Raw genomic sequence first — 3,646 nt, 5'->3', positions numbered from 1 at the left:
GACCGGCCGGTCGCCCGCGCCGAGCTCGCGCAGATGCTCTTCCCGGAGGCGGACGATCCGCTCGCCGCCCTGCGCTGGAGCCTCGCCGACCTGCGCCGCGTGCTCGGCTCCCCGGCCGTCGCGCGTGGCGACCCGCTGTCGGTCGATCGGACGGCGCTCGAGCTGGACGTCTGGGACCTCGAGGACGGGCTGCTGCCGTCGGCACCCGGCCCGCTGCTCGACGGCGTCGACCTGCGCGACTGCCCCGACTTCGACGGCTGGCTGGTGCTCGCCCGCGCCCGCTGCGAGCACCGGGTCCGCGAGGCCCTGCGCGCCGCCGCGCTCGGCGCCCTCACGGAGGGCGACCTCCCGGCCGCGCTCGAGGTGGCCGAGCGGGCCGCCCGGCTCGATCCGCTCGACGAGGCGGCCCAGGAGCTCTTCCTGCGCACCCTCGTCCTCGCCGGCAGGCCCGCTCTCGCCGCGGCGCATCTCGCGGTCTGCGAGCGGGCGTTCGCGCGCGAGGGCCTGCCCCTCTCCCCCGCGGTCCGGCTCGCGGCGGCGGTCCGTGCGGCGCGGCCGTCGAACGGGATCCGAGCCGGCATCGCGGCCGCGTCGCTGCTGCAGGCCGGCACGGCGGCGCTCGCCGCGGGCGCGGCCGACGGCGGGGTGGAGACCCTGCGCCGGGCGGCCGACGACGCGGCCCGTGCCGGCGACCACGGCCTGCACGCCGAGGTGCTCGCCGCCCTCGGCGCGGCGCTCGTGCACGCGGTCCGCGGTGCCGACGGCGAAGGGTCGGTGGTCCTCCACCAGGCGCTGCACGCCGCCCGCGTCGCCGGCCGCGACGCGCTCGCCGCCGACGTGCTGCGCGAGCTCGCGTTCGTCGACCTGCAGGCCGGCCGGCACGGATCCGCGTCCCGGGCCCTCGACGAGGCCGCGGACGTCGCCCGGCCCCTCGGGGACGATGCCCTCGAGGCCAGGATCCTGGCCGTGCACGGCATGAACGAGGCCGACCTCGGCCACCACGCGGCGGGCGCGGCGCTGCTCGAACGGTCGGCCGAGACGGCGGGCCGTGCCGGCGCAGCCCGCCAGCGCGTCTGGTCGCTCGGCGTGCTGGCCCGCTCGCTGCTGCTCCTCGACCGGGTCGACGACGCGAGGGCGGCGGCCGCGGCGAGCATGGCGGGGGCGCGCATGCAGCGGTGGAACGCGTTCCTGCCCTGGCCGCAGGCGCTGCACGCCGAGTGCGACGCGCGACGCGGTGACTGGCGCACCGCGGAGGCCGACGCCGAGGCGGCCTTCGCCCTCGCCTGCGAGCTCGGCGACCCGTGCTGGGAGGGCATGGCGGCCCGCGCCCTCGGGCTGATCGCCGTGCACGGGGGCGATCCGGAGGCGGGCTGGTCGTGGACGCTCGACGCGCGGGTCCGCTGCGACCGGGTGCCGGACCGCTACGTCTGGGTGTCGGGGTACGTGGGCCTCGCGCAGCTCGAGATCACCCGCCGCACGGATCCGGCCGCGCTGCCGGACCTCGCGGCGCGACTCCACGCCGAGGCGCTCCGCGACGACCTGCCCGAGTTCCAGGCGTGGGCAGCGGTGCACGCCGCCGAAGCGGGGCACCGGGCGTCGGCGGGCGTCGCGAGGGCGGCCGCGACCGGCGTCGACTCCCCCGGCCTGCACCGGCGGATCCGGGCGCTCCGCGCCTGACCTCAGGACGCCGGCGCGCCGGCCGTCGCCAGCGCGGCGGCCTCCTTCCTCGTGCGCACGCCCAGCTTCATCAGCACGTTCGACACGTGGTGGTCCACGGTCTTCGCCGAGATGATCAGCGCCGACGCGATCTCCTTGTTCGAGCGCCCCGCGACGATCTCGTGCAGCACCTCGTTCTCGCGCTCCGTGAGGCCGTGCGGGTCCTCGAGCGTCGCTCTCCGCAGACCGGCGGGCACGCGGACGGCGCCGATCGCCCGGAGGCGGGCGCGCGCGATGCGGGCCGCGGGCGCGGCGCCGAGCAGCTCGAGCCGGGCGAAGGCCTCCCGCAGCCGGTGCTCGTCGTCGGACGCGATCCCGGCGATCGCGGCGTCGTACGGCCGCCCGATCGCGTCCCAGGCCCCCATCGCGCCGTCCACGTCCCCGTCGATCTCGAGCCGCACCGCCGTCTGGGCGCCCAGCGGAACGGGGTCGGCCGACGGGCGCCCGATCCGGTGCAGCCACAGCTGGATCAGGCCGCGCTGCGGATCGCCGAGCGGGGCACCGAAGTCGAGCACCGCACGGATCTCCGCCTCGGCGGCCGCCCGGTCGCCGAGGAGCCACCGGCCTTCGGCGCGGGCGAGCCGGGCCGCGAGCACGAACTCGACCTCGTCGATCCCCGCCGCGAGCTCGAGGGCCTCGTCGAGGAGCGCCCATGCGCCCGGCTCACCGGCGCGGACCCTCGCGAGCCCGCCGCTGATCAAGGGGTTGAGCCGGTTCGACGGCGACGGCGTGCGGGTCAGCAGGGCGTCGGACAGCGCGACGGCGGCGCGGGAGCGACCCGCCTCGGCGAGCTCCAGCGCACGGGCGCCCTGCACGCAGGTGCCGAACGTCGCGATCTGGTTGTCCCCGCAGTACACGGCGCCCTCGTCGACGAGGCGCTCCGCCTCATCGACGCGATGCTGCCCGTACAGGAGCGGCACCAGGTTCGCGTAGGCCCGGCCGGCCTGCTCGTGCACACGATGCTCCAGCGCGATGGCGAGCGCGGTCCGCAGCGGCTCCTCGCCGTCGCCTCCCGTCGCGGCGAGACAGCATCCCTCGGTGTCGAGCGCGTCGCTCACGACCGCCGGAACGGCGAAGCGCTCCCCGAGCGCCCGGGCGGTCCGTGCGAGCTCGATCGCCTCGTCGAGCCGGACGGCGCTCATCCGCTGATGGGCGAGGTTGGCGTACGCCCAGGCCAGCTCGGGTCCGGGGAACGGGGTGAGGGCCGCGAGGGACGCCTCGGCCCGGATCGTCGCCTCGGCGCCCCGGCACAGTCGCCACATCACCCGGGACAGGCGGCGCAGGGTGGCGCCCTCGCGCAGCCGGTCGCCGACCGCCCGCCAGGTGGCGAGGGCGGCCTCCCACTCGACGGCGGACTCCGCGAACCGGTCGGCGAGGGACAGCTCGGTCGCGAGGTCGTGCCGGCGCTCGGCGAGGACCACCGGATCCCCGCCGAGTGCCGCGTCCACAGCCGACCGGTAGTGACCGATCGCCTCGATGTGGGCGCCGAGCAGCGCGGCCTGCGCGCCGGCGACCGGGGCGTGGCGGAGCACGGCCGGGCCGTCGCCGGCGGCCGCGGCGTGATGGGCGAGCCGCGAGAACGCGTGCGGATGCTGCACCTGGAGGGCGTCGAGGACGGCCGCGTGGATCCGTGCTGCCCGGTAGGCCGGCACCGCGTCGAGGACCGCCGTCCTCGCGATCTCGTGCCGGAACCGGATCTCGCCGTCGTCGACGAGGAGGCCGACCGCGAGGAGCTCGTCGAGCGCGGCGGGCACGTCCGCGCCGGGGCGGACCGCGGCCAGCAGCCCGGCCTTGCCGCCGGGGCCGGCGCACATGTCCAGCCAGGCGGCGTCCGGCCCCTCCAGGGGTGCGCGGATGAGCGCGAGGGCGGCGAGCTGGCTGCCCTCGTCCTGGACGCCGGCCTTTCCGGACCGCACCGACGACAGCCGCC

At 77.9% G+C, this 3,646-nt stretch carries 2 protein-coding genes; one reads left to right on the top strand and one right to left on the bottom strand.

All coding sequences use genetic code 11. The features are described 5' to 3' along the window. Positions 1-1,677 (top strand): hypothetical protein (locus JWQ92_RS04130; RefSeq protein ID WP_297343194.1); only part of this gene is annotated, 1,677 nt, incomplete at its 5' end. A 2-nt stretch (positions 1,678-1,679) separates the two neighbouring features. Here the strand turns inward: JWQ92_RS04130 and JWQ92_RS04125 are convergent. Further along, positions 1,680-3,646: LuxR C-terminal-related transcriptional regulator (locus JWQ92_RS04125; RefSeq protein ID WP_297343193.1), on the bottom strand; the 1,967-nt coding region annotated here is incomplete at its 5' end.

The sequence above is a fragment of the Amnibacterium sp. genome, assembly GCF_025463795.1.
In the GTDB taxonomy this organism is placed as follows: domain Bacteria; phylum Actinomycetota; class Actinomycetes; order Actinomycetales; family Microbacteriaceae; genus Amnibacterium.
The sequence above is the reverse complement of the archived record's forward strand: the minus strand, read 5'-3'. Positions and strand labels throughout refer to the sequence as shown.